A 23,103-nucleotide genomic window follows, 5' to 3' on the forward strand; every position below is an offset into this window, starting at 1 on the left:
AGCCTTGCCGTGGACTACAGGCAGGCAAAGAAAAAGCCACCAGCGAAATCGCGGTGGCTTTGCTCTATGGGTCTGTTGGATCAACAATTCTCTTGTAAATCGTTGACCCCATAAAATTCTTGGCGGAGAGGGCGGGATTCGAACCCGCGGTGGGGATTAGCCCACACACGCTTTCCAGGCGTGCGACTTAAACCGCTCATCCACCTCTCCGGAAGCCCGCAATTGTAGCAGCGCTTTGGGGCGTTTTCTTGCTCCGACGCGCCGGGTCCGCAATTTAGTTCGCGCCGGGCCGTGCGGCGGCGCCACTGGTTTGCACCATCTTCATGGCGGAGCCGATGAGCGCGGAGACCTCGGTCATGTTGCTCGGCACGATCAGCGTCGTGGTCGCGTCGGAGGCGACTTGGCTATAAGCCTCGACGGCCTTCTCGGCCACCTTGAGTTGCACGGCCTGCTCGCCGCCGGGCTGGCGGATGGCAGCGGCCACGCGCTCGATGGCCTGGGCCGTCGCTTCGGCCACGGCAGTGATGGAGGCGGCCTCACCCTGTGCGTTGTTGATCTGGGCCTGCTTTTCGCCCTCAGAGCGGGCGATGAAGGCTTCGCGCTCGCCAGTGGCGATGTTGATCTGTTCCTGGCGGCGGCCTTCGGAGGCGGCGATCAGGGCGCGCTTCTCGCGCTCGGCGGTGATCTGTGCCTGCATGGCGCGCAGGATCTCGTTGGGCGGTGTCAGGTCCTTGATCTCGTAGCGCAGCACCTTCACGCCCCAGTTCAGCGCGGCCTCGTCGATGGCGGACACCACCTGCGCGTTGATCATGTCGCGTTCTTCGAAGGTCTTGTCCAGTTCGAGCTTGCCGATCACGCTGCGCAGCGAGGTCTGCGCCAGCTGCGTGACGGCCATGATGTAGTTGCTGGAGCCGTAGCTGGCGCGCATGGGATCGGTGACCTGGAAGTACAGGATGCCGTCCACCTGCAGTTGCGTGTTGTCGCGTGTGATGCAGACCTGGCTGGGCACATCCAGCGGGATTTCCTTGAGGCTGTGCTTGTACGCCACGCGGTCCACGAAGGGCACCAGGAAGTTCAGGCCGGGCGTCAGCGTGCCGGCGTACTTGCCCAGGCGCTCCTTCACCCAGGCGTTCTGCTGGGGCACGACCTTCACCGACCGGGCGATGAAGATGGCGGCGATCACGAAAAGAATGATGGCGATTTCCATGGTGTGTCTCGTCAATGGTTGAAGAACCGGGGAGGGCCGCCGCGCAGATGCAGACGGCCTGGAGTGAGTGGCTTGCGAGAGTCCCGATGCGCTCCGCAGAGCGCGCGGGCCGTTCGCGCCCTCTCAGAGTTTGTCGACCAGCAACCGGTTACCGATGACTTCCGCCACCCGGTGCAGGCCGGGCGATGGCGCATTGCCGGGGCGGTGGACCACGGTCCATTGCGCACCCCGGTAGCGCACCTGGGCCGTGCCGTCGGCGTTCCACGCGTCCACCTGCACGGACTCGCCCACGTCCAGGTTCACGTCGCGGTTGCTGGAAGCCGGCTGCGCGGCCGAACGGCGCCTGCGCAGCAGGTGCAGTCCGATGACCCCTGCGGAGCCCAGTACCGCTGCCGAGATCAATTGGACTGTGAGCTGCGCACCGGCATGTGCCGCCAGCGCGCCCGCTGCCAGGCCGATGGCCAGCATGAGCAGGTAGAACGTGCCCGTCAGCAGCTCTGCCACCACGATGCCCCCAGCCAGCAGCCACCAGATGGTGGATTCCTCCATAGCGCGACGCTCCTTTTTGTTGTGTGTAGTGCACCACATTCTGGGACAAAAAGGTGGGGGTTCAAAGGCGTGACAACGTTATTCCTTACACTTCGCGGCTGTTTGTTTTTTTGGCCGGTTTGCTCGGAGGCTGCGCATGAAATTTCGCTTTCCCATCGTCATCATCGACGAGGACTATCGTTCCGAGAACACTTCGGGCCTGGGCATCCGCGCTCTGGCGCAGGCTATCGAGTCGGAAGGCTTCGAAGTGCTCGGCGTCACCAGCTATGGCGACCTGACGCAGTTCGCGCAGCAGCAAAGCCGTGCCAGTGCCTTCATCCTGTCGATCGACGATGAGGAGTTCACGCTGGGTTCGGGCCTGGACCCGGTGGTGCTGAGCCTGCGCAAGTTCATTGCCGAGGTGCGCCGCAAGAACACCGATGTGCCGATCTACGTGCACGGCGAGACCAAGACCGCGCGCCACCTGCCCAACGACATCCTGCGCGAGCTGCACGGCTTCATCCACATGTTCGAGGACACGCCGGAGTTCGTGGCCAAGCACATCATCCGCGAGGCCAAGAGCTATCTGGAGGGTGTGCAGCCGCCGTTCTTCAAGGCGCTGCTGGACTACGCCGAAGACGGCTCCTACAGCTGGCACTGCCCGGGCCACTCCGGTGGGGTCGCCTTCCTCAAAAGCCCTGTGGGGCAGATGTTCCACCAGTTCTTCGGCGAGAACATGCTGCGCGCCGACGTGTGCAACGCCGTGGAGGAACTGGGCCAGCTGCTGGACCACAACGGCGCCATCGGCGAATCGGAGCGCAACGCGGCGCGCATCTTCAATGCCGACCATTGCTTCTTTGTGACCAACGGCACCAGCACTTCCAACAAGATGGTGTGGCACCACACGGTGGCGCCTGGCGATGTGGTGGTGGTGGACCGCAACTGCCACAAGTCCATCCTGCACTCGATCATCATGACCGGGGCGATTCCGGTGTTCCTGAAGCCGACGCGCAACCACTTCGGCATCATCGGGCCCATCCCGAAGAGCGAATTCGAGCGCGACGCCATCGAGGCCAAGATCCGCGCCAACCCGCTGCTCAAGGGGGTGGATGCCGCCACCGTGAAGCCGCGCGTGCTCACGATCACCCAGTCCACGTACGACGGCGTGCTCTACAACACCGAGACCATCAAGGGCATGCTCGACGGCTACGTCGACAACCTGCATTTCGACGAGGCCTGGCTGCCGCACGCGGCCTTCCACCCGTTCTATGGCAGCTACCATGCCATGGGCAAGAAGCGCGCGCGGCCGCAGCATTCGGTGGTGTACGCGACCCAGTCCATCCACAAGCTGTTGGCGGGCATCAGCCAGGCGAGCCACGTGCTGGTGCAGGACTCGCAGACCGTGAAGCTCGACCGCCCGCTGTTCAACGAGGCGTACCTGATGCACACCTCGACCAGCCCGCAGTACAGCATCATCGCCAGCTGCGACGTGGCCGCTGCCATGATGGAGCCGCCCGGCGGCACCGCGCTGGTGGAAGAGAGCCTGCTGGAAGCCCTGGACTTCCGCCGCGCCATGCGCAAGGTGGAGGAAGAGTTCGGCAAGGACGACTGGTGGTTCAAGGTCTGGGGCCCGGACAAGCTGGCCGACGAGGGCGTGGGCCGCGCGGAGGACTGGATCATCCGCGGCGACGGCAAGGGCAAGAAGAACGCGCCCAGCAAGTGGCACGGCTTCGGCGCGCTGGCCGACGGCTTCAACATGCTGGATCCGATCAAGTCGACCATCGTCACGCCGGGCCTGAATCTGGACGGCAAGTTCGACAAGACCGGCATTCCCGCGTCCATCGTGACCAAGTACCTGGCCGAGCATGGCGTGGTGGTGGAGAAGACGGGGCTCTACAGCTTCTTCATCATGTTCACCATCGGCATCACCAAGGGCCGCTGGAACACGCTGCTGGCGGCGCTGCAGCAGTTCAAAGACGACTACGAGCGCAACCAGCCCATGTGGCGCATCCTTCCCGAGTTCTGCCAGCAGCACAAGCGCTACGAGCGCATGGGCCTGAAGGACCTGTGCCAGCACGTGCACGAGCTGTACGCCAAGTACGACATCGCGCGCCTGACGACCGAGATGTACCTCTCGGACCTGACGCCCGCGATGAAGCCGAGCGACGCCTATGCCCACATCGCGCACCGCAAGACCGAGCGCGTGGAGATCGACCAGCTGGAAGGCCGCATCACCACCAGCCTGATCACGCCGTACCCACCGGGCATCCCGCTGCTGATTCCGGGCGAGGTCTTCAATAAGAAGATCGTCGACTACCTGAAGTTCGCACGCGAGTTCGCCAAGCTGTGCCCGGGCTTCGAGACCGACATCCACGGCCTAGTGGAGATCGAGGACGACAACGGCCACGTGCGCTACTACGCCGACTGCGTGGCGAACACCGTGCAGTCCAAGGCCGTGGCCGCCGGCAAGGGCCGCAAGAACGCGCCCAAGGCCGAAGACATCGTGCAGGTGGGCAGCGACGGCCCGTTTGGCCGCAAGGTGTGATCTGAGCGGCTGAGGAGAGGGCGAGCGAGCTCTCTGCGCAACCCATCCCACCGCAAAGCCCGGCATGCCCACAGGTGTGCCGGGCTTTGCTTTTGCTGGCCGCTCAGCGACCGCTCAGCGACCGCTCGGCGGCATGTCTTCGCGCACGCGCAGGTAGCTGGCGAAGCGCGGCAGGCCGCTGCCTTCATGGACGCCGCGGTAGCGGTAGGTGACCCAGGCGCCCACGGGAGGCGGGTTGCGCCGATCGGCATCGCTGAAACCGGTGCCCAGCCGGAAGCGCTGGCCCTGCGGCGTTTCCACCAGCAGTGCGCCCATCTGGCCGGCGTGGCGGCCCTGGCCGGGGAGGTGGTCGATGACGCGGGCCTCGGCGTCATCGTGCGTCTTGACCTTGAGGAGATCGTCGCTGCGCCCGCTGCGGTACGGCGCGCTGCCTCGGTGCAGCATCAGGCCTTCGCCGCCGGCCCGCACCGTGCGGCGCAGCAGCGCCTGCAGTTCTGCATCGGTGGCTACGCGGCGCTGCTCTACGGCCTGCACCCAGGGCTGACCGATGCGCTGGGCGGTGGCCTGCAAGGCCGGCAGGCGCTCGTCGAAGGTGCCGCCGTGCCCTGGTAGATCGAACACCATGAAGCGCATCTGGCGCCAGGCGGCGTCATCCGGTTGCTGCTGGCGTGCCGTGGACTGCGCGTGGCCGAAGCGGTTGCGGCCGGCCCAGAGTTCGCCGTCGAGCGGGATGCCGGGCCAGCCCTGTGTGAACCATGCCGGGGCCTGGATGGCTTCGCCGCCGCGGGTGCGCAGTTCTCGGCCATTCCAGAAGCCGCGCACGCCGTCGTACTTCTCGCTCACCCAGTAGTCGGCCAGCGGCACGCCGGGGCGGTAGACATTGGCCAGCCACACTGCAGGGGGCGGCGCGGGCGCCGCCGCCGGTGAAACGCCCGGCTGTGCGCTGGCCGGCCCGGACGCAAGAACGGCGCACGCTGCCTGGATCAGGAGGGTGCGCCGTTGCATGGTGCTCATCTATTGATAGCTGTATGCGCTTGCTGGATAAGCGCTAGAGGCCGATTCGACTCATATCTTTGTGAGGCGCCCACGGATGGTAGCGCAGGCGCAGCCTCGCCGTATCGTCGATCAGGCCAGGTTGGCGCTGTCGCGGCTGATGCCGCCGGTCTGGCTGAAGCCGCCGTCCACATACATGATCTCGGCCGTCACGCCGCTGGCCAGGTCGGACAGCAGGAAGGCGGCGGCATTGCCCACGTCCTCGATCGTCACGTTGCGGCGCAGGGGCGAGGCGTCGGCCACGGTGCCCAGCAGCTTGCCGAAGTCCTTGATGCCGCTGGCGGCCAGGGTCTTGATGGGGCCGGCGCTGATGCCGTTGGCGCGCATGCCCTTGGGGCCGAGCGATTCGGCCAGGTAGCGCACGCTGGCTTCGAGGCTGGCCTTGGCCAGGCCCATGGTGTTGTAGTTGGGCACCGTGCGCAGGGCACCCAGGTAGCTCAGCGTCAGCACGGCGGCCTTGTCGTTCAGGTAGGGCAGGGCCGCCTTGGCCATGGCCGGGAAGCTGTAGGCGCTGATGTCGTGGGCGATGCGGAACGACTCGCGCGACAGGCCTTCCAGGAAGTCGCCGGCGATGGCCTCGCGCGGCGCGAAGCCGATGCTGTGCACGAAACCGTCGAACTTCGGCCAGGTCTGGGACAGGTCGGCGAACATGCGTTCGATCTGCTCGTCGCTCGCCACATCGCAGTCGAAGACCAGCTTGGAGTCGAATTCGGCGGCGAAGTCGGTGATGCGGTCCTTGAAGCGCTCACCCACGTAGCTGAAGGCCAGCTCGGCCCCTTGTGCATGGCAGGCCTTGGCGATGCCGTACGCGATGGAGCGATTGGACAGCACGCCCGTGATGAGCAGCTTCTTGCCGGTCAGGAAACCCATTTGTTGTTCTCCAGTGAAATGCGGTAGGGATGGCGCCGGGCGCGGTGGCGGGAAATTCCCTGCCAGCGCTGGCATGCCGCCGCCGTGGTGCAGAATTGTCGCATGCGGTTCTGGACGATCTGTCTGCTGTGGGGGGGCTTGCTGGGAGCGGCGCCGGCTTGGGCCGCCCATGGCTATGCGCTCTGGGGGGACCTGAAGTACCCGCCCGGTTTTTCGCACTTCGATTACGTGAAGCCCGACGCGCCCAAGGGCGGCGAACTGCGCATGGTGAGCAACCTGCGCTACTCGACCTTCGACAAGTACAACCCCTTCACGATGAAGGGCTCGCCGCCGGCCTACCTGTCCGACCTGCTGTTCGAGAGCCTGCTGGCCGGCTCCATGGACGAGACCGCCTCCGGCTACGGCCTGCTCGCCGAGGACGTGGAGGTGCCCGCGGACCGGCTCAGCGCCACCTTCCGGCTGCGGGCCGAGGCGCGCTTTCATGACGGCAGCCCGGTCGAGGCCGCTGATGTGAAGTACACCTACGAGACGCTGGTCGGACCCTACGCCGCGCCCGGCTACGCCACGCTGCTGCAGGAAGTGGCCGGCGTCGATGTGATCGACCGGCGGACCGTGCGCTTTCGCTTCAAGCAGGCCAACCGCGAGCTGCCGCTCACGGTGGGCGGCCTGCCCATCTTCAGCCGCGCCTGGGGCCGGCAGGCGGACGGCAAGGCCAAGCGCTTCGACGAGATCGTGACCGATGTGCCCATCGGCAGCGGGCCGTACCGGATCGGCCCGGTGGCCTTCGGGCGCGACATCACCTATGTGCGCGACCCGGACTACTGGGGCCGCGACCTGAACGTGAACCGCGGCGCGTACAACTTCGACCGCATCACCGTCAAGCTGTACAAGGACAACACCGCCCGGCTGGAAGCCGTCAAGGCCGGCGAGTTCGATTTCATGACTGTGTACTCGGCCGGCGACTGGGCGCGCCGCATCGACGGCAAGCTGTTCAAGCAGGGCGTGCTGGTCAAGAAAGAACTGGCCCACCGCCTGCCCGCAGGGTTCCAGAGCTACGTGCTCAACACCCGCCGGCCCATGCTCCGGGACCCGCGGGTGCGCGAGGCGCTGGGGCTGGCCATCGACTATGAGTGGATGAACCGCCAGATGTTCTATGGCGGCTATCCGCGCGTCACGGACCTCTTCGGCAACACCGATTGCCAGGCCACGGGCACGCCCAGCCCGCAAGAGATGGCGCTGCTGGAGCCGTGGCGCGGCAAGGTGCCCGATGCGGTCTTCGGTCCCATGTACCAGCCGCCGGTTTCCGAAGGCGAGGGGCATTCCCTGCGCGACAACCTGCGCCGCGCGCGCCAGCTGCTCGCCGACGCGGGCTGGACCTACCGCGAAGGCGCCTTGCGCAACGCCCAGGGCCAGCCCATGGTGCTGGAATATCTGGACAGCAAGGAGGGCGGCACCCGCACCATCACACCGTGGATGCGCAACCTGGAGAAGCTGGGCATCACGCTGCGCTTCGCCGCCGTGGACTTCGCGCTGTACATGCAGCGCATGGACAAGTTCGACTTCGACATGATCACCCTCAACTACCCGGGGACGTACAACCCCGGCCAGGACATGCAGGAGCTGTTCGGCAGCAAACGGGTCGACGTGGAAGGCAGCAGCAACCATGCCGGGGTGAAGAGCCCGGCCGTGGATGCGTTGGTGAACGCGCTCACCCGCGCGAACTCCAAGGACGAGCTGGTCCCCGCCTGCCGCGCCCTGGACCGCGTGATCATGCACAGCCACTACCTCATTCCCCAGTGGCGGCTGTCGGCGCATCGCATCGTCTACAACCAGCAGCGCCTGGCCTACCATGCGCCCATGCCGCCGTATGCCAAGGCCGAGGAATGGACCATGGCCTATTGGTGGAGCCTGAAGTGAGACACCCGCCTGAAGCGCTGCGCGCTTTTCCCCCGCTCTCGCCGTGCTGTGCACTGCGGGCAGGGAGACGCCGCCGGTGGCCTGGCGAAGCCCGTTCCACGGCGTCTGCTGGCATGGCTTGCTCCGCAGCCATCGGACGGGTGATGCCGCGCCGGTTTCAGCGGGCGTGGGTGGCGCACGCCGCCGTGGGGTATCGCAGCCTGAAAGCTCCTGACTGACCCATGCTCGCCTACATCGCCAAACGCCTGCTGCTCATGCTGCCCACCCTGCTGGGTGTGCTGCTGCTGACCTTCGTGGTGATCCAGTTCGTGCCCGGCGGCCCGGTGGAGCAGTACCTGGCCGAGGCGCGTACCGCGGCGGGCAAGGGGGGCGGGGGCGGGTTGGAGTCCGGCGGCATGAGCTACCGGGGCGACCAGGGCGTGGACCCGAAGCGGCTTGCGCAGATCAAGGCGCTGTACGGCTTCGACAAGCCGGCGCACGAGCGCTTCTTCCAGATGCTGGCGCAGTTCGCGCGCTTCGACCTGGGCCAGAGCTTCTTCCAGAACAAGGCCGTGTGGGACCTGGTCAAGGAGAAGCTGCCGGTGTCCATCAGCCTGGGGCTGTGGACCTTCTTCATCAGCTATCTGGTGGCCGTGCCGCTGGGCGTGGCGAAGGCGGTGCGCGCCGGCACACGCTTCGACCTGGTGACCACGCTGATCATTCTGGTGGGCTATGCCATCCCGGGCTTCGTGCTGGGCGTGGCGCTGCTGGTGGTCTTCGGCGGGCAACTGCAGTGGTTCCCGCTGCGCGGCCTGGTCTCGTCCAACTGGGAGCAGCTCAGCTGGGGCGCGCGCATCGTCGACTACCTCTGGCACATCACGCTGCCGGTGACGGCGATGGTGGCGGGCAGCTTCGCCGTGACGGCCATGCTGACCAAGAACGCCTTCCTGGAAGAGATCCGCAAGCAGTACGTGCTGACGGCGCGGGCCAAGGGCTTGTCGGAGCGGCAGGTGCTGTGGAAGCATGTGTTCCGCAATGCGCTGATTCCCATCATCACGGGCTTTCCGGCGGCCTTCATCGGCGCGTTCTTCACGGGCTCGCTGCTGATCGAGACGCTGTTCTCGCTCGACGGCCTGGGTCTGCTCAGCTACGAGAGCGTGATCCGCCGCGACTATCCCGTGGTGTTGGGCACGCTCTACCTGTTCACGCTGATCGGTCTGGTCACCAAGCTCATCAGCGACCTCTGCTATGTGTGGGTCGATCCCCGCGTGAAGTTCGACTGAACGCATGAGTACCTCCTCCATCGAACTGTCCTCGCCAGCGGCCGTGCCTGCGCCCGCAGGCCCTGCAGCCGCAGGGGCACCCGTGTCGCTCTCGCCTTCGCGCCGCGCCTGGCTGCGCTTCAAGCGCAACCGCCTCGGCTTCTGGAGCCTGGTGATCTTCTGCGTGCTGGTGGTCATCAGCCTGGGGGCCGAGCTGGTGAGCAACGACCGGCCGCTCATCGTGCGCTACGAGGGGCAGACCTACTTTCCGCTGCTCAAGACCTACCCCGAGACGACCTTCGGCGGCGACTTCGACACGCCCACCGACTACCTGGACCCGTTCATCCAGGAGCGTCTGCGTGCGGGCAGCAACTGGGCGCTGTACACGTTCAACACGTACGGCCCCAACACGCTGAACTACTTCGCCAAGTCGCCCAACCCGTCCGCGCCCACATTGGACAACTGGCTGGGCACGGACGACCGGGGCCGTGACATGGTGGCGCAACTGCTCTACGGCTTTCGGGTGAGCGTGCTGTTCGGGCTGGCGCTGACCTTCACCGGCGTGCTGCTGGGGGTGATCACCGGCGCCATCCAGGGCTTCTTCGGGGGCCGGACCGACCTGGCCTTCCAGCGCTTCATCGAGATCTGGGGCTCCATGCCCGAGCTGTACCTGCTCATCATCTTCAGCGCGCTGTTCTCGCCCAGCCTGGCGCTGCTGCTCATCTTGCTGAGCCTGTTCGGCTGGATGGGGCTGTCGGACTACGTGCGGGCCGAGTTCCTGCGCAACCGGCAGCTCGACTACGTGAAGGCCGCGCGCGCCCTGGGGGTGCCCAACGGGCAGATCATCTGGCGCCACATCCTGCCCAACAGCATGACGCCGGTGGTCACCTTCCTGCCGTTCCGCATGAGCGCGGCCATCCTGTCGCTCACCTCGCTCGACTTTCTCGGCCTGGGCGTGCCACCCGGAACGCCCAGCCTGGGCGAACTGCTCAGCCAGGGCAAGAACAACATCGATGCGTGGTGGATCTCGCTGAGCACGTTTGCCGTGCTGGTCACCACGCTGCTGCTGCTCACCTTCATGGGTGACGCGCTGCGCGACGCGCTGGATCCGAGGAAGCAATGAGCGCCATTTGGAGTCGCCGCGCCCCGGCTGGTGCCGCGCCTTGCCGGTACGCAACGGGCCCCGCTTGCCCGCAGAAAACCATCCAGCCATGAGCATCGGACCTTCCTCTTCGCCCTCTGCTGCGCCGCTGCTGCGTGTCGAGGACCTGCGCGTGCGCTTCGGCTCCAAGGAGGTCGTCCACGGCGTGGGCTTCGAGATCGCCGCTGGCGAGAAGCTGGCGCTGGTCGGCGAGTCCGGCTCCGGCAAGACCATCACCGCACTGTCGCTGCTGCGGCTGGCGGGCGATGCCGAGCTGTCCGGCCGCGCCCTGATGGGGGGGCGGGATCTGCTGCAGCTGTCCGAGCGCGAACTGCGCGGCGTGCGCGGGGGCGACATCGCCATGGTCTTCCAGGAGCCCATGACGGCGCTCAATCCGCTGATGCCCGTGGGCAACCAGATTGCCGAGGTGTTGCAGCTGAAACAGGCGCTGACGCGCTCCCAGTCTGCGCAAGCAGCTATTGAATTGTTAGCAAAGACGGGCATTCCCGAGCCGGCGCGCCGGGCCCGCGCGTTTCCGCACCAGCTGTCGGGCGGACAGCGCCAGCGCGCTGTGATCGCCATGGCCCTGGCCAGCCGGCCGCGCCTGCTGCTGGCCGACGAACCCACGACGGCACTGGACGTGACCCTGCGCGGCCAGATCCTGGACCTGCTGTCCGACCTGCAGCGTGAAACGGGCATGGCCGTGCTGTTGATCACCCACGACCTGAACCTGGTGCGCCGCTTCGCCGACCGCGTGGCCGTGATGGAGCAGGGCGTGCTGGTGGAGCAGGGGCCCGTGGCGCAGGTGTTCGGTGCACCGCGCCATGCCTACACCCGGCGCCTGATCGGCAGCGTGCCGCGGCGCGACGTGGTCGAGGCGGATGCTGCGGCGTCGGGCGCGGTCGCCGAGCCCGTGGCCCGGGCGCAGAACCTGCGGGTGGCCTATGCCACGCCGCTGCCGGGCCTGCGCGGCTGGTTCCAGAAGGGCGAGTTCGTGGCGGTCAAGGGCGCGGACCTGTCCATTGCGCCTGCGCGCACGCTCGGCGTGGTGGGCGAGTCCGGCTCGGGCAAGTCCACGCTGGCGCAGGCGCTGCTGGGCTTGCTGCCGTCCACGGGCGGGCTGCAGATCGCGGGCCAGGCCTGGCAGACGCCGGCCACCCGCAACACTGCCGCCAACCAGGCGCTGCGCCGCCGCGTGCAGGTGGTGTTCCAGGACCCGTTCTCGTCGCTGTCGCCCCGGCTCACCGTGGAAGAGATCGTGGGCGAGGGCCTGCGGGTGCACGACCGCGGACTCGACGCCGCGCAGCGCCGCCAGCGCGTGGAAGCCGCGCTGGCCGACGTAGGGCTGGCCGAGGCGCAGTTCCCCGGTCTGCTGTCGCGGTATCCGCATGAGTTCTCGGGCGGGCAACGCCAGCGCCTGGCCATCGCGCGGGCCCTGATCGTCGAACCCCAGCTGCTGGTGCTGGACGAGCCCACCAGCGCGCTGGACGTCACCATCCAGCAGCAGGTGCTGGCATTGCTGCAGCGGCTGCAGAAAGAGCGCGCGCTGTCGTACCTGCTGATCACCCACGACGTGGCCGTGATCCGCGCCATGGCGCACGATGTCATCGTGATGAAGGATGGCGAGGTGCTGGAGGCTGGCACCGTGGTCCAGGTACTGGAGGCGCCGCAGCACCCCTATACCCAGCGGCTGGTGGCTGCCGCCGGGCTGCCCGAAGACGCCGCGGTCTGATCCGCTGGCGGCGGCGGTCAGACCGTACCGAGCGCGGTGGGTAATCCGCCCGGTCAGGCGTAGGTGTCTAGCTGCTGGCCCAGGCCGGCGCCGTCGCGGCCTTTTGCCGCAGGGACGGCGCCGTCAGCGGTTTCTGGCGTCTGCTGCTCCTGAGCCTTCGCCGCGCGCTCCGCTGCATGCTGTTCGCGGACCTCCTGAGCCTGGCGCTGCCGATCCACCTGCTCCTGCTGCTTTTGCTGCTGAATGGCCTGGATCTGCTGCTGGACCGCCTGGATCTGCTGCTGCAGCATCTTCGTCTTCTGCTCGCGCACCTTGGCGTCGAGGCTCTGGTCGGTCACCGTCTGCTTGAGCTCATCGGTCAGCTCGCGCAGGCGCTTTTGCAACGCGGCGGTGTCGCTGCTGCCGGCGGCACTGCCGCTCCCGAGGACCGAGGATGTGGAGGACGAAGAGGATGAGCGGGAGACTTGCATGCCTGCGTTATCGGCATCCGGCGGAAAAAATGAAGCGCCACGAATCCTGACCGCGTGCAGCGCCCGCGACCGGGCTCCCCCGCAGGTCGCGCAGGCCGCGCAGGTCGCCATCCAGGCTTCTTATGATCGGTATATGACGCACGCTTCCTCTTCCGCCGCTGGCGCGGCGCCCCTGTTCCCCGGTTTTGTCTCCCACCGCATTCCTGCGGCCGAAGGCGTGCACCTGCACGCGGTGGTGGGCGGTGAGGGGCCGCCGCTGCTGCTGGTCCACGGCCATCCGCAGACCCACGCCATTTGGCACAAAGTGGCCCCGGTGCTGGCCCGCCATTTCACCCTGGTGCTGGTCGATCTGCGCGGCTATGGCGATTCCGCGAAGCCGGCGGGCGAGGCCGACCATGCGAACTACAGCAAGCGCACGATGGCGGCGGACCTGGTCGCCGTGATGCGCCATCTGGGCCATGAGCGCTTTTCGGTGCTGGCGCATGACCGCGGTGCGCGGGTGGCGCACCGGCTGGGGCTGGACCACGCCGATGCCGTCGAGCGCATGGTGCTGCTGGACATCGCCCCGACCCTGGCGATGTACGAGCAGACCAGCGACGCCTTTGCCCGCGCCTACTGGCACTGGTTCTTCCTGATCCAGCCGGCTCCGCTGGCCGAGCGATTGATCGAGGCCGACCCCGCCGGTTATGTGCGCGATGTGATGGGGCGGCGCAGCGCGGGACTCGCGCCCTTCGATCCGCGCGCGCTGGCCGAGTACCAGCGCTGCCTGGCGCTGCCCGGCACGGCCCACGGCATCTGCGAGGACTACCGTGCCGCCGCCGGCATCGACCTGGTGCACGACCGGGCCGACCGCGACGCGGGCCGCCATCTGCGCGTGCCCCTGCTGGTGCTGTGGGGTGCGCAGGGCGTGGTGCACCAGTGCTTTGTGCCGCTGGCCGAGTGGCAGCGCGTGGCGACCGACGTACGCGGCCATCCGCTGCCCTGCGGCCATTACGTGGCCGAAGAAGCGCCGCAGGCGCTGCTGGATGCGGCGCTGCCGTTTCTGCGGGGGCAGGCCACCGCGCAGGGGTGAGGGCCGCGGCAGCGGCACGCCGCGCTGTCGGCGCGCCGCACGCTACAGCCAAGATTGAACGAAATGAGGCTCCAGCGCTTATCCTGTCAGCGCAGGCAGCTATATTATTGGTAGCGAGCGTCGCGTTTTTCGAGGAAGGCCGCGATGCCTTCGCCCGCATTCGGATGCTGCAGATTGCGCACGAACTGGTCGCGCTCCGCGGCCAACTGCTCGGTCAGCGTGCGGTAGGGCGCATCGCTCAGCAGCTCCTTAATGCTTGCCAGGGCGTTCGGCGCGCGGTCGTTGAGCCGCTGGGCCAGGGCCAGCGCGTCGCTCAGCGCGTGGCCGGGGTCGGCCACGCGGTTGACGATGCCGAGCGCGTGCAGGCGGGCCGGCTCCAGCCGCTCGCCGAACAGCAGGATCTCAGACGCCAGCTGCCGCGGCAGCGTGCGGCCCAGGTGCCAGGAGGCGCCGCCATCGGGCGACATGCCGATGTTGCTGTACGCCATCACGAAGACCGCGTTGCGCGCCGCCACCACCAGGTCGCAGGCCAATGCGAGCGAGAAGCCGGCCCCCGCCGCTGCGCCTTCCACCGCGGCGATCACGGGCTTGGGATAGGTGCGGATGGTTTCGATCCAGTTGTGCAGCGCTTCCACGCCCTGGGCCTGTGCCTCGGCGCCGTCCTGCCGGCGCGCCAGCAGGCTCTGCAGGTTGCCGCCCGCGCTGAAGGCGCCGTCCGCGCCGGTGATGACCACGCTGCGCACTTCGTCACTGCGCTCGGCCACGCTCAGCGCCTCGATGCCGGCCGCGTAGATCGCCGGGTCGAAGGCGTTGCGCGCCTCCGGGTGGCGGATGGTCAGGATCAGGGTCTTGCCCTGGCTGGTGCTCAAGAGTTCGGCAGGCATGGCGGCAAGAAGATGAAGAGGTGGGGCAAGGAAAAGAAGGGGGAGGGTGCCGCGCCCGGTGGACGGGGCGTGGGCGTGCGGCGCAATCGCGCGCCAGGCGCTGGCTTCAGTCTTCCACGTGCGTCAGGCTCAGGCCGATGGCTCCGCGGCGGCGCAGCCAGGGGCTGGGCCGGTAGCGCGTGTCGCCGTAGACGGTCTGCATGTTGAACAGCACTTCGAGGATGTTGGTCGGGCCCCAGCGGTCGCCCATGGCCAGGGGGCCCAGCGGATAGCCCAGGCCCAGGGTGACGGCCGTCTCCAGATCCTTCGGGCTGCAGATGCCCTGCTGGCAGATATCGCTGGCGATGTTGACGATGGTCGCCACCACGCGCTGGGTGACGAAGCCGCCGCTGTCGCGCACCACGCTCACCGCCTTGCCGTCGCGGGCGAAGAGGGCATGGGCCGCGTCGCGGATGTCGCGGCGTGTGGCCGGGTTGGTCGCCAGCACGCGGCGTTTGGTGGCCGCGTCGTCGATCAGCATGTCGATGCCGATGGTGCGCGCGGGGTCCAGCCGCTCAACCACGGCCACCGTGGTCACGTCGAAACCCAGCGGCGCCACCAGCGTGATGGCGTGCGGGGAGGGCGATTGCCCGGTTTCGATGGTGGCGCCCAGGTCCTTGAGCAACTGGTACAGCTCCGCCCGGCGGGAAGCGCGCGGCGACACCCAGACCGGCGGCATCTCGCTGACCTGCGGCACCGGCGGTTCCGGAGCTACCTGCGCAGCGCCGTCCACATAGCGGTAGAAGCCCTCGCCGACCTTCTTGCCGAGCATGCCGCCCGCCAGCCGCTGGGCCGTGATCACGCTGGGCCGGAAGCGCGGCTCCTCGTAGTACTGGTGGTAGATCGACTCCATGACGGGGTGCGACACGTCCAGCGCCGTCAGATCCATCAGCTCGAAGGGGCCGAGCTTGAAGCCGACCTGGTCGCGCAGGATGCGGTCCACCGTGGCGAAGTCCGCCACGCCCTCGCTGACGATGCGCAGCGCCTCGGTGCCGAAGCCGCGCCCCGCATGGTTGACGATGAAGCCCGGCGTGTCCTGCGCGGCCACGGGCGTGTGCCCCATCAGCCGTGCGAAGGCAGCCAGCCGGTCGCACACCTCGGGCGCTGTCTTGAGGCCGGCTATGACCTCCACGACCTTCATCAAGGGCACCGGATTGAAGAAGTGAAACCCCGCGAAACGCTCAGGTTTCTGTAGCGCTGCACCCACTGCCGTAATGGACAGGGACGAGGTATTGCTTGCCAATATGGCATTCGTCGTGACAATAGCTTCCAACTGCCGGAACAAGGTCTGCTTGGCCTCCAGCCGCTCGACGATGGCTTCGATCACCAGATCGCAGGGTGCCAGCGCATCGATGGAAGACACGGCAGACAGGCGCTCGCTCCAGGCAGCGACCTGCGCTGCGTCGATGCGGCCTTTGTCCGACAGACGCAGCCACTGTTGGTGAATATGGTGGCGTGCAGCTTCTGCTGCGCCTGGCTGATTGTCGAGAAGGAGAACCTGGCTGCCCGCCTGGGCTGCGATCTGGGCAATGCCCCGGCCCATGGCACCGGTGCCCACGATGCCGACAATGGTGAAAGGCTGATTCATGGGACGTCATTATGGCGGCGCCTTTAGGGAGGGACTTATGTGCCAGAATGAGGCGCGCAGAAATGAAACTATTGTGAAGATAAGTAACGCCATCGTGGGTGCGAGCCTGTCGGTCGCCGCCTGCAGCGCCGCCGCCCTGTCCCTGGGCAATAGCCGCGGCTCGGTGGTGTTGGGTGCGCCGATCGACCTGTCCTTCGAGGTGGGCACCGACCCCGGTTCCAACGTCGCCTCTTCCTGCGTGTCCGCCAAGCTGGTCTCCGGCGGCACTCCCATTCCCGACTCCAGAATCACGATCACCCCGGTCGACGGGGGCCGCTCGCCCACGGTGCGCGTGCGGTCAACCGTCCCGGCCGACGAACCCGTGCTGACGGCCACGCTGACGGCGGGCTGCAACGGTCCCGTCACCCGCACGTACACCTTTCTGGCCGATCTGCCGGGCACCCCGCCGGCCGCCAACCGCCCGGTCGACATCGCGCAACTGTCCCCTGCCAGCCCGGCCGGCACGGCCCGTTCCGGCCTGGCGGACCGAAACACCGGGGCGCCTTCGGGACCCACCCGGTCCACGCCGCGCGACGGGGCCGCCACCGCCGCAGTGGAGTCGCCTTCCGCGCCCGTCCGGGCTGCCCGTCCCCGCGCCGAGGCGGCCGGCACGGCGCCCCGGCCGCCGCGCCAACCGGCAAGCGCCCCGCGTGCCTCTGTCCCTGCCTTGGAACCCAAGCCGCGCCTGGTCATGGTGCCCCTGGAAGAGTGGCTCGACGCGCCGCTGCCCTTGCGCTCCACGGCCGAACTGCCTGCCGTGCCGGATCCGTCCGGCGGCACGCAGCGGGCCGAGGCGGCCGCGCTGTGGAAGGCCTTGAACGCGACACCGGAGGAAGCGCGCGATGCGGCGGCCCGGCTGGCCAAGCTGGAGGCCGACGGTGCCGCGCAGCGCTCGCGTGGCGCCCAAGACCGCGCCGCCGTGGCCGATCTGCAGCAGCGCCTGGATGCGGCGGAGTCGGAGCGCTTCCCCGCCCTGGTCGTGTACGGCCTGCTGGCGCTGCTGGTTCTGGCGCTCGGCCTGCTCGTGTGGGTTTGGAGCCGTGCGCGCCGCAGTGTAGAGCAGGCCTGGCAGCACTCCGTGGCCGTCACCGCCGAAGCCCACGCCCACGGCGGCATGGCCATGCACGGCCCGGACGACACGGACGATTTGCACACCAAGCCGCAGCCTGCCGATGCCTGGGCCCGCGATGCCTTCCCTGCCGTGGCGCCTGCGCTGGCGTCCGCCGTGGTGGCCCCGCCAACGCCCGTGCCCCGCCCGCCGGTGGCGGAGCCGCCCGCGCGCATTCCCGATGCGGTTCACCTGCCGGAACTGACGGAAGAGTTCGGCCACCTGGGCCATGCCCCCGTGGCCGCGGTCGCAGCGCCGGCGCCTGCAACCGCTGCTGCGCCCCGGCACATCGTGCACCCCGAGGAGCTGTTCGATATCCAGCAGCAGGCGGAATTCTTCGTGTCGGTGGGCGAGCACGACCAGGCGATCGAGGTACTGCGGCAGCACATCGCCGACCACGGCAGCACGTCGCCATTCGCCTACCTGGAGTTGCTGCGCCTGTTCCATACCCTCAGCCGCGCCGACAGCTTCCAGCAGCTGCGGGCGCAGTTCCAGCAGCATTTCAATGCCCGCGTTCCGGAGTTCGCGTCGTTCCATCGCACAGGCCGCACGCTGGAGGACTACCCCGAGGCGCTCGCCGCCGTCGAGGCGCAGTGGTCCGCGACCGATGTGATCGACATCATCGAGGGATTCATCTTCCGCAGGCCAGAGGGCGCGCCGGTCGAGCCTTTCGACATGGCCGCGTATGACGATCTGCTGCTGCTGCTGGCCATCGCGCAGACCACCCCCGCCAACCACCGCGGCCTGCCGCCGCCGCGCCCGCGCACAACGCCGTTGGGTGCCGGACCGTCGGCGGCTTTCGCCGGTGCCGCAGTGGCCCCTGTGGCGGCCGCTGCCGCAGCCGCCGTTGCGGGTAGCAGCGTGCGGGAAGCCGATCCGTTCGCGCCGCCGTCGCTGCTGGATACGGGCGACCTGGCCATGATGCCCTTCGACGATGCGGTGCCGATGGCACCCCCCGTGCGCGCGGGTACGGGCAAGCCCCTGCAGGCGCCCTCGCTGGATTCGCTGATGGGCGACCTCACGCTCGAATCGCTGCCGGGCGCACTATCGCAGCGTCCGGCTTTCTCGGAGTCTGCACTCGACCTGGATCTGTCCGACCCTCCACCGCTGACGCTGAGTGACCTTCCTCCGTTGCCGGTGACGGCTCCTCCCGCACCCGATGAGCCCCTGGGTTTCGGTTTGGACGACGACAAGCTCGAAGTGCGGCTGGAGATGGAAAAGCTCAACAAGCGCAACACCGACGGGCAGTGAGCGCGGCGCGCAGGCCGCGCCCGCGCAAGCCACCATGAAAGAAGGGCCCTCGGGCCCTTTTTTTGTTGTGGAGGCGGCGCAGCCGCCGGCAGTGCGTTGCTGCTGTGCCGCTCAGGTGGGGCGGCCGTGCCGCGTGTGCTGCGCCAGCGCCTGCATCAGCTCTTGCGCAGCCTCTTCGGGTTGTGCTGCGTTGACGATCGCTCGCACCACGGCGATGGAGCCCGCGCCGGAGGCCAGCACCTCCGGAAACTGCTCCCGTCCGATGCCGCCGATGGCCACCTGCGGGTAATGGCGCATCAGGCGCGCATAGGCCTTGAGCCGGGCCGTGCCCTGCGGGACCGTGGCCATCTTCTTGAGCGTGGTGGGGAACACAGCACCCATGGCGATGTAGCTCGGGCTGGCACGGTCGGCGCGCACCATCTCGGCATAGCCGTGCGTGCTCACGCCCAGGCGCAGGCCCGCATCGCGGATGGCAGCCAGTTCGTCAGGGCGCAAAGCGTCCAGGTCTTCCTGGCCCAGGTGCACGCCGTAGGCGCCAGCGGCGATGGCCTGTTGCCAATGGTCGTTGATGAACAACAGGGCGCTGGTGCCTTGCACTGCCTGCACGGCGGCGGCCACTTCGCGCTCCACGGCCTGCGCGTCGGTGGATTTGAAGCGCAGCTGCACCGTGGGGACGCCGGCGCGGGCCATGCGGCCGACCCACTCGGCATCGGGCAGCACGGCGTACATGCCCAGTGCGTCGGGGCATGCAGGAAACGGCTGCGCTGCGGGGCGAGGCTGCAGGCCGAAATCTTCGGGCGCATCAGGCCAGAGGGTGGGGTCGAAGCGGCCGCTGCGCCGGGTTTGCGCGGCCCAGGCATGGGCGAGCGTCTGCGCGTCGTGGGCAATGAAGCCCAGCGCGCTGCAGGCCTGCAGCGCGGCGCGGTAGACCGCATCGCCGCCTTGTGGCGCCGGGGCCGGCTGCGGCGGGAAGTCGGCATAGTCGCCGCCGTGCGCGTCCAGGATGGCCTGGGCCATGGCCTCGACGGAAGCGTCCGCTGGTGCGGCGTCGGAGCAGTGCGGCTCAGCCATGGCTGTGGTGCCAGAAAGGGGTGCCGAGCACGGGCGTGCTGGGCTGGGCCGTGTCCTGCGCGGCCATGGCACCTGCGGTGCGCGCGGCGCGGCCGGCGGCCACGGCGTCGGCGAACGCACCCGCCATGGCGACGGGATCGGTAGCCAGGGCCACGGCGGTGTTCAGCAGCACACCGTCATAACCCCATTCCATTACCTGGCACGCGTGCGAGGGCAGGCCCAGGCCGGCATCGACGAGCAGGGGCACATCGAGGCGGTCCCGCAGCAGTTGCAGCGCATACGGGTTGACGGGGCCGCGGCCGGTGCCGATGGGTGCGGCCCAGGGCATCACGGCCTGGCAGCCCACGTCCACCAGCCGCTGGCACAGCACCAGGTCTTCCGTGCAGTAGGGCAGCACCTGGAAGCCGTCGCGGATCAGCTGGGAGGCGGCGTCCACCAGGTTCAGCGTGTCGGGCTGCAGGGTGTAGTCGTCGCCGATGAGTTCGAGCTTGATCCACGGGGTGTTGAACACCTCGCGCGCCATCTGGGCCGTGGTGATGGCCTCCTGCACGCTGTGGCAACCGGCGGTGTTGGGCAGCACGGGCACGTTGAGCCGCTTGAGCAGTTCCCAGAAGCTGGCGCCGGTCTCGGCGGCATTGTGGCCCTGGCGGCGCAGCGAGGCCGTGACCATGGCAGGCCGGGCGCGCTGCACGGCGGCTTCGAGCACGCTGGGCGAGGGGTAGCGGGCCGTGCCCAGCAGCAGGCGGCTCTGGAAGGTCTGGCCGTAGAGCACCAGCGCGTCGCTGGCGGCGGGAGAGGGGGCAGTGGAGGACATGGAAGGGAAGGGGGGGCTTCAGCCGCCGGTGACCGGGGCGATGATTTCGATCCTGTCGCCGTCCTGCAGCGGGTGCACGGCGTACCGGGTGTTGGGGACGAACTGCAGGTTCACGGCCACGGCGAAGGGGGGCTTGGCACCCTGGTGCGCCACGGCGTCGGCCACGGTGGCACTGCCCTGCAGCTCGACGGGAGTCTGGTTGATGAAGATGTTCATGGACTGGTAGTTGCGGCCTCGGCTGCGCCTTGCAACTGCAATGCGAGGTCGAAGCGCGGCGCGAGGGGGGATTGTCCCGTGTTCAGGCATTGCATCACAACATCGAGCAGGGCCGGCGCGATCATGAAGCCATGGCGGTACAGGCCGTTCACCTCCAGCACGCGGTCGGTCACCTGGCGCACGGCAGGCAGGTTGTCGGGCAGCGTGGGGCGGCACTGCGTGGCGATCTCCAGGATGCGCGCCTCGGCAAAGCCGGTGTGCACCGCGTAGGCCGCGCTCAGCAGCTCGAGCGTGGAGCGCACGCTGGCGGGCGAGAGGTCATCGGATTCGATCTCGGTCGCGCCAATGACGAAGACGTGGTCCTGCTTGGGGGCGATGTAGATCGGGTAGCGCGGGTGCACCACGCGCGTGGGGCGCTGCAGCGTCACCTCGGGCGCATGCAGGCGCACAACCTCGCCGCGCACGCCGCGGAGCTGGGGCCACTGGCCGCGCGCCCCCAGGCCCCGGCAGTCGATCACCCAGTCGGGCTGGCCCGTGGTGCCGGGCGCGAAGTCTTCGGGGCTGCGGGCGCTGTGCCAATGCGCGCGCACCTTGAGCTGCGCCATGGTGCGTTCCAGCGCGGTGAGCAACTGGCGGTTGTCGAGCTGGCCTTCGCCCGGCAGGTACAGGCCCTGGTGAAAGCGGTTCGCGGCCGTGGGCTCCAGCGTGGCGACGCCGTCGCTGTCCAGCACCTGCAGCGCGGGCAGGTCGGGCACGACGGTCTGCGTGCGCTCCAGCGTGCCGCGCAGGCGGGCGGCGTCGCCCGCGTCCTGCCGGTGCCAGAGGATCAGGGTGCCGTTCTGCTGGAAGTACACCGGCTCCACCAGCTGCGCGAGCAGCTGGGGCCAGCGGTTGAGTGCGTACTGGCCCATGCGCACCACGCCGGGCTCGGTCACCGCGGATTCGGCCAGCGGCGCCAGCATGGCGGCGGCGATGCGGGCGGCGGCGCCCTGTGCGTCGGGGCCACCGGCTTCGTAGACGTCGACGGAATGGCCCGCGCGGGCCAGCTCGATGGCCAGCAGCCGGCCCATGAGGCCGGCACCCAGGATGGCGATGGAGGAGGGAGAAGAAGAAAGAAGAGGCATCGGGTCCGCCGTGTCTTGTCTGCAAGCCAACAAAGGGACAAAACGGGTGATGCCGATCCATGAAACTCCCCACGCCAGCATGACCTGGATCGGGTAGCGGGGCCGGGTGGAAGGTGTGCCTGCGCAGGCGGCAGGTGCCTTCCGGAAAGCCCCAGGGTATTTCTCAGTCGCCGGCCGGCAGCACCGTGGCTGCGGCGGGACACCCCTGTTTCGTCCGTGAGCGGGATTACAGCACAGGGCCCAAGACCCTGGTGTTGATCTGGTGCAGGGGTTGGGCGCAGGGCGCGCGACGCCGGCGGGCCGGCCGACATCCCGGATAATTTTTGCCATGACCGAAAACAACCAGCATTCGTCGCCGGCCCACCGGCGCTACGCCCGTGTGCTTTCCATCGCGGGCTCCGACAGCGGCGGCGGCGCGGGCATCCAGGCCGACCTCAAGACCTTCAGCGCGCTGGGCTGCTACGGCATGACGGCCATCACCGCCATCACGGCGCAGAACACGCAGGGCGTGAGCGGCATCCACGGCATTCCGCCGCAGATGCTGAAGGCCCAGATCGATGCGGTGGTGCAGGACATCGGCGTGGACGCCGTCAAAATCGGCATGCTGCACTCGCCCGCGGTGGTGCAGGTGGTGGCCGATGCCATCCGCGAATACAACCTGCCGCACGTGGTGCTCGACCCGGTGATGGTAGCCACCAGCGGCGACCGGCTGATCGCCGCCGAGACGGTGGGCACGCTGGTGCAGGAACTCTTTCCGCTGGCCACGCTGGTCACGCCCAACCTGGACGAGGCCGGCTGGCTGCTGGAGCGCCGCATCGACGGCGAGGCCGCGCTGGACGCGGCGGCAGAAGGCCTGCTGGCGCTGGGCGCGCGGGCCGTGCTGCTCAAGGGCGGCCACCTGCCCGGCGACTGGGTCATCGACGTGCTGGCGGATGGCAAGGGCCTGCGCCACCGTCTGCAGTCCGCCCGCATCGCCACGCACAACGGGCACGGCACGGGGTGCACGCTGTCGTCGGCCGTGGCTTCGTTCCTGGCGCTGGGGGAGCCGCTGCAGCAGGCGGTGGAAAAGGGCCGGGCCTACATCCTGGGCGCCATCGCGGCCGGCGCCGATGTGCGCACGGGCCGGGGGCACGGCCCGCTCAACCACGGCTATGCGCCCGTGGCCCAGCGGGTGTTCGGCTGACGGCTACTAC

19 protein-coding genes and 1 tRNA gene are annotated in these 23,103 nt (G+C 68.4%); 8 read left to right on the forward strand and 12 right to left on the reverse strand.

What is annotated here, in order from left to right; all coding sequences use genetic code 11:
* Positions 1 to 120: 120 nt before the first annotated feature.
* From QE399_RS14745 to QE399_RS14755, 3 genes are all read right to left on the reverse strand, one after another.
* A tRNA-Ser gene (locus tag QE399_RS14745) sits at positions 121 to 210 on the reverse strand.
* A 64-nt stretch (positions 211 to 274) separates the two neighbouring features.
* On the reverse strand, positions 275 to 1,207 hold the full coding sequence (locus tag QE399_RS14750) for an SPFH domain-containing protein (protein ID WP_309829712.1): 933 nt from the start codon (positions 1,205 to 1,207) through the stop codon (positions 275 to 277).
* Positions 1,208 to 1,330: 123 nt separating this feature from the next.
* Positions 1,331 to 1,756 (reverse strand): NfeD family protein, encoded by a 426-nt coding sequence (locus QE399_RS14755; protein ID WP_309829714.1) that lies wholly within the window; start codon positions 1,754 to 1,756, stop codon positions 1,331 to 1,333.
* A gap of 136 nt (positions 1,757 to 1,892) precedes the next feature.
* On the opposite strand from QE399_RS14755, the gene QE399_RS14760 reads away from it, so the two are divergent.
* A complete protein-coding gene (locus tag QE399_RS14760; RefSeq protein ID WP_309829716.1) occupies positions 1,893 to 4,280 on the forward strand; it encodes an arginine/lysine/ornithine decarboxylase in 2,388 nt (795 codons plus the stop codon).
* Positions 4,281 to 4,394: 114 nt separating this feature from the next.
* Here the strand turns inward: QE399_RS14760 and QE399_RS14765 are convergent, their stop codons facing one another.
* Positions 4,395 to 5,285, reverse strand: coding sequence for a DNA ligase (locus tag QE399_RS14765; RefSeq protein ID WP_309829718.1), 891 nt, complete (start codon positions 5,283 to 5,285; stop codon positions 4,395 to 4,397).
* A 120-nt stretch (positions 5,286 to 5,405) separates the two neighbouring features.
* The gene (fabI, locus tag QE399_RS14770) at positions 5,406 to 6,203 is read right to left on the reverse strand and encodes an enoyl-ACP reductase FabI (protein WP_309829720.1); all 798 of its coding nucleotides are present in this window, start codon (positions 6,201 to 6,203) and stop codon (positions 5,406 to 5,408) included.
* Positions 6,204 to 6,305: 102 nt separating this feature from the next.
* Here fabI and QE399_RS14775 point away from each other — a divergent pair, with 102 nt between their 5' ends.
* From QE399_RS14775 to QE399_RS14790, 4 genes are all read left to right on the forward strand, one after another.
* A complete protein-coding gene (locus QE399_RS14775) occupies positions 6,306 to 8,120 on the forward strand; it encodes an extracellular solute-binding protein (RefSeq protein ID WP_309829722.1) in 1,815 nt (604 codons plus the stop codon).
* 221 nt (positions 8,121 to 8,341) lie between these two features.
* Complete coding sequence (locus QE399_RS14780) at positions 8,342 to 9,382, forward strand: microcin C ABC transporter permease YejB (protein ID WP_309829724.1); 1,041 nt, start codon at positions 8,342 to 8,344, stop codon at positions 9,380 to 9,382.
* Positions 9,383 to 9,386: 4 nt separating this feature from the next.
* Positions 9,387 to 10,484: an ABC transporter permease gene (locus QE399_RS14785; protein WP_309829727.1), complete on the forward strand. Its 1,098-nt coding sequence runs from the start codon at positions 9,387 to 9,389 to the stop codon at positions 10,482 to 10,484.
* Between the two features lie 88 nt (positions 10,485 to 10,572).
* Positions 10,573 to 12,234, forward strand: a complete 1,662-nt coding sequence (locus QE399_RS14790; RefSeq protein ID WP_309829728.1) for an ABC transporter ATP-binding protein — start codon at positions 10,573 to 10,575, stop codon at positions 12,232 to 12,234.
* Between the two features lie 53 nt (positions 12,235 to 12,287).
* Here QE399_RS14790 and QE399_RS14795 read toward each other — a convergent pair whose 3' ends face one another.
* Entirely contained in the window at positions 12,288 to 12,815 is a 528-nt protein-coding gene (locus QE399_RS14795) for a FlxA-like family protein (protein ID WP_309829731.1), read from the reverse strand.
* A gap of 22 nt (positions 12,816 to 12,837) precedes the next feature.
* Between QE399_RS14795 and QE399_RS14800 the strand changes: the two genes are divergently transcribed.
* On the forward strand, positions 12,838 to 13,776 hold the full coding sequence (locus tag QE399_RS14800; RefSeq protein ID WP_309829733.1) for an alpha/beta fold hydrolase: 939 nt from the start codon (positions 12,838 to 12,840) through the stop codon (positions 13,774 to 13,776).
* Positions 13,777 to 13,880: 104 nt separating this feature from the next.
* Here the strand turns inward: QE399_RS14800 and QE399_RS14805 are convergent, their stop codons facing one another.
* Positions 13,881 to 14,660 (reverse strand): oxepin-CoA hydrolase, alternative type, encoded by a 780-nt coding sequence (locus tag QE399_RS14805; RefSeq protein WP_309829735.1) that lies wholly within the window; start codon positions 14,658 to 14,660, stop codon positions 13,881 to 13,883.
* Positions 14,661 to 14,766: 106 nt separating this feature from the next.
* Positions 14,767 to 16,287 carry a 3-hydroxyacyl-CoA dehydrogenase gene (locus QE399_RS14810; protein ID WP_309829737.1) on the reverse strand — a complete coding sequence of 507 codons (1,521 nt, stop codon included), beginning with the start codon at positions 16,285 to 16,287 and terminating at the stop codon, positions 14,767 to 14,769.
* Between the two features lie 73 nt (positions 16,288 to 16,360).
* Here QE399_RS14810 and QE399_RS14815 point away from each other — a divergent pair, with 73 nt between their 5' ends.
* The gene (locus QE399_RS14815; RefSeq protein ID WP_309829738.1) at positions 16,361 to 18,685 is read left to right on the forward strand and encodes a hypothetical protein; all 2,325 of its coding nucleotides are present in this window, start codon (positions 16,361 to 16,363) and stop codon (positions 18,683 to 18,685) included.
* A gap of 111 nt (positions 18,686 to 18,796) precedes the next feature.
* On the opposite strand, the gene QE399_RS14820 is transcribed toward QE399_RS14815, so the two are convergent.
* From QE399_RS14820 to QE399_RS14835, 4 genes are read right to left on the reverse strand one after another with little or no spacing between them, the layout of a single operon-like run.
* Positions 18,797 to 19,756 (reverse strand): thiamine phosphate synthase, encoded by a 960-nt coding sequence (locus tag QE399_RS14820; RefSeq protein WP_405043726.1) that lies wholly within the window; start codon positions 19,754 to 19,756, stop codon positions 18,797 to 18,799.
* Positions 19,749 to 20,570 carry a thiazole synthase gene (locus QE399_RS14825; protein ID WP_309829740.1) on the reverse strand — a complete coding sequence of 274 codons (822 nt, stop codon included), beginning with the start codon at positions 20,568 to 20,570 and terminating at the stop codon, positions 19,749 to 19,751. The genes QE399_RS14820 and QE399_RS14825 overlap by 8 nt, the downstream gene beginning before the upstream one ends.
* Positions 20,571 to 20,588: 18 nt before the next feature.
* Positions 20,589 to 20,786: a sulfur carrier protein ThiS gene (gene thiS / locus QE399_RS14830; RefSeq protein WP_309829742.1), complete on the reverse strand. Its 198-nt coding sequence runs from the start codon at positions 20,784 to 20,786 to the stop codon at positions 20,589 to 20,591.
* Entirely contained in the window at positions 20,783 to 21,910 is a 1,128-nt protein-coding gene (locus tag QE399_RS14835; RefSeq protein WP_309829744.1) for an FAD-dependent oxidoreductase, read from the reverse strand. The genes thiS and QE399_RS14835 overlap by 4 nt, the downstream gene beginning before the upstream one ends.
* Positions 21,911 to 22,238: 328 nt before the next feature.
* On the opposite strand from QE399_RS14835, the gene thiD reads away from it, so the two are divergent.
* Entirely contained in the window at positions 22,239 to 23,093 is an 855-nt protein-coding gene (gene thiD / locus QE399_RS14840; RefSeq protein ID WP_309829746.1) for a bifunctional hydroxymethylpyrimidine kinase/phosphomethylpyrimidine kinase, read from the forward strand.
* The last annotated feature ends 10 nt before the right edge of the window (positions 23,094 to 23,103 follow it).

The sequence above is a fragment of the Paracidovorax wautersii genome (genome assembly GCF_031453675.1).
Classification (GTDB): domain Bacteria; phylum Pseudomonadota; class Gammaproteobacteria; order Burkholderiales; family Burkholderiaceae_C; genus Paracidovorax.

What these genes read in the sequence shown, in the direction of transcription:
- QE399_RS14750 (WP_309829712.1), bottom strand. Translation starts at nt 1,207, where the DNA reads ATGGAAATCGCCATCATTCTTTTCGTGATCGCCGCCATCTTCATCGCC.
- QE399_RS14755 (WP_309829714.1), bottom strand. Translation starts at nt 1,756, where the DNA reads ATGGAGGAATCCACCATCTGGTGGCTGCTGGCTGGGGGCATCGTGGTG.
- QE399_RS14760 (WP_309829716.1), top strand. Translation starts at nt 1,893, where the DNA reads ATGAAATTTCGCTTTCCCATCGTCATCATCGACGAGGACTATCGTTCC.
- QE399_RS14765 (WP_309829718.1), bottom strand. Translation starts at nt 5,285, where the DNA reads ATGCAACGGCGCACCCTCCTGATCCAGGCAGCGTGCGCCGTTCTTGCG.
- fabI (WP_309829720.1), bottom strand. Translation starts at nt 6,203, where the DNA reads ATGGGTTTCCTGACCGGCAAGAAGCTGCTCATCACGGGCGTGCTGTCC.
- QE399_RS14775 (WP_309829722.1), top strand. Translation starts at nt 6,306, where the DNA reads ATGCGGTTCTGGACGATCTGTCTGCTGTGGGGGGGCTTGCTGGGAGCG.
- QE399_RS14780 (WP_309829724.1), top strand. Translation starts at nt 8,342, where the DNA reads ATGCTCGCCTACATCGCCAAACGCCTGCTGCTCATGCTGCCCACCCTG.
- QE399_RS14785 (WP_309829727.1), top strand. Translation starts at nt 9,387, where the DNA reads ATGAGTACCTCCTCCATCGAACTGTCCTCGCCAGCGGCCGTGCCTGCG.
- QE399_RS14790 (WP_309829728.1), top strand. Translation starts at nt 10,573, where the DNA reads ATGAGCATCGGACCTTCCTCTTCGCCCTCTGCTGCGCCGCTGCTGCGT.
- QE399_RS14795 (WP_309829731.1), bottom strand. Translation starts at nt 12,815, where the DNA reads ATGGCGACCTGCGCGGCCTGCGCGACCTGCGGGGGAGCCCGGTCGCGG.
- QE399_RS14800 (WP_309829733.1), top strand. Translation starts at nt 12,838, where the DNA reads ATGACGCACGCTTCCTCTTCCGCCGCTGGCGCGGCGCCCCTGTTCCCC.
- QE399_RS14805 (WP_309829735.1), bottom strand. Translation starts at nt 14,660, where the DNA reads ATGCCTGCCGAACTCTTGAGCACCAGCCAGGGCAAGACCCTGATCCTG.
- QE399_RS14810 (WP_309829737.1), bottom strand. Translation starts at nt 16,287, where the DNA reads ATGAATCAGCCTTTCACCATTGTCGGCATCGTGGGCACCGGTGCCATG.
- QE399_RS14820 (WP_405043726.1), bottom strand. Translation starts at nt 19,756, where the DNA reads ATGGCTGAGCCGCACTGCTCCGACGCCGCACCAGCGGACGCTTCCGTC.
- QE399_RS14825 (WP_309829740.1), bottom strand. Translation starts at nt 20,570, where the DNA reads ATGTCCTCCACTGCCCCCTCTCCCGCCGCCAGCGACGCGCTGGTGCTC.
- thiS (WP_309829742.1), bottom strand. Translation starts at nt 20,786, where the DNA reads ATGAACATCTTCATCAACCAGACTCCCGTCGAGCTGCAGGGCAGTGCC.
- QE399_RS14835 (WP_309829744.1), bottom strand. Translation starts at nt 21,910, where the DNA reads ATGCCTCTTCTTTCTTCTTCTCCCTCCTCCATCGCCATCCTGGGTGCC.
- thiD (WP_309829746.1), top strand. Translation starts at nt 22,239, where the DNA reads ATGACCGAAAACAACCAGCATTCGTCGCCGGCCCACCGGCGCTACGCC.